Here is a 1,172-nt window from a genome sequence, read left to right on the forward strand (position 1 = left end):
TCGACCGCAAGCGCGACGCCCATCCCGCCGCCGATGCACAGCGACGCCAGCCCGCGCTTCGCATCGCGCTTGACCATCTCGTGCAGCAGCGTCACCAGGATCCGGCAGCCCGACGCGCCGATCGGGTGACCGATCGCGATCGCACCGCCGTTCACGTTCACCTTCGACGTGTCCCAGCCCATCTGCTTGTGCACCGCCAGCGCCTGCGCCGCGAAGGCCTCGTTGATTTCCATCAGGTCCAGGTCGCCCGGCGTCCAGCCCGCTCGCTCCAGGCAGCGGCGCGATGCCGGCACCGGACCCATGCCCATCACGCTCGGATCCACACCCGCGTTCGCGTATGCCTTGATCCGTGCAAGCGGCGTCAGGCCGAGCGCCGCCGCCTTCTGCGCCGACATCACCAGCACCGCCGCCGCGCCGTCGTTCAGCCCCGACGCGTTCGCCGCCGTCACCGAGCCGTCCTTCGAGAATGCCGGCTTCAGCCCCGCCAGCGATTCCGCCGTCACGCCGTGACGCACGAACTCGTCGGTCGCGAACTGCAGCGGCTCGCCCTTGCGCTGCGGAATCGACACCGGCACGATCTCGGCGTCGAAGCGGCCGGCCTTCTGCGCGGCCTCCGCCTTGTTCTGCGACAGCGCCGCGAACGCGTCCTGCTCCTCGCGCGTGATCCCGTATTCCTTCGCGACGTTCTCGGCCGTGATGCCCATGTGGTACTGGTTGTACACGTCCCACAGGCCGTCGACGATCATCGTGTCGACCAGCTTCGCGTCGCCCATCCGGAACCCGTCGCGCGAGCCCGGCAGCACGTGCGGCGCCGCGCTCATGTTTTCCTGGCCCCCGGCGATCACGATGTCCGCGTCGCCCGCCACGATCGCGTTCGCCGCCAGCATCACCGCCTTCAGGCCCGAGCCGCACACCTTGTTGATCGTCATGCCCGGCACCGCGTTCGGCAGGCCGGCCTTGATCAGCGACTGGCGCGCCGGGTTCTGCCCCGAGCCCGCCGCCAGCACCTGGCCCATGATCACTTCGCTCACCTGCTCGGGCTTCACGCCCGAACGCTCCAGCACCGCGCGAATCACCGTCGCGCCCAGCTCCGGTGCCGCGATCTTCGCGAGCGAGCCGCCGAATTTGCCGACCGCGGTCCGCGCGGCCGATACGATCACTACGTCCGTCAT

General features: G+C 69.8%; 1 protein-coding gene. It reads right to left on the reverse strand.

Going from position 1 to position 1,172, the window contains the following annotated elements; genetic code table 11:
• Positions 1-1,172 (reverse strand): acetyl-CoA C-acetyltransferase (locus WS46_RS22725; RefSeq protein WP_059691841.1); only part of this gene is annotated, 1,172 nt, incomplete at both ends.

The organism is Burkholderia sp. RF4-BP95 (genome assembly GCF_001521985.1).
Taxonomy (GTDB): domain Bacteria; phylum Pseudomonadota; class Gammaproteobacteria; order Burkholderiales; family Burkholderiaceae; genus Burkholderia; species Burkholderia diffusa.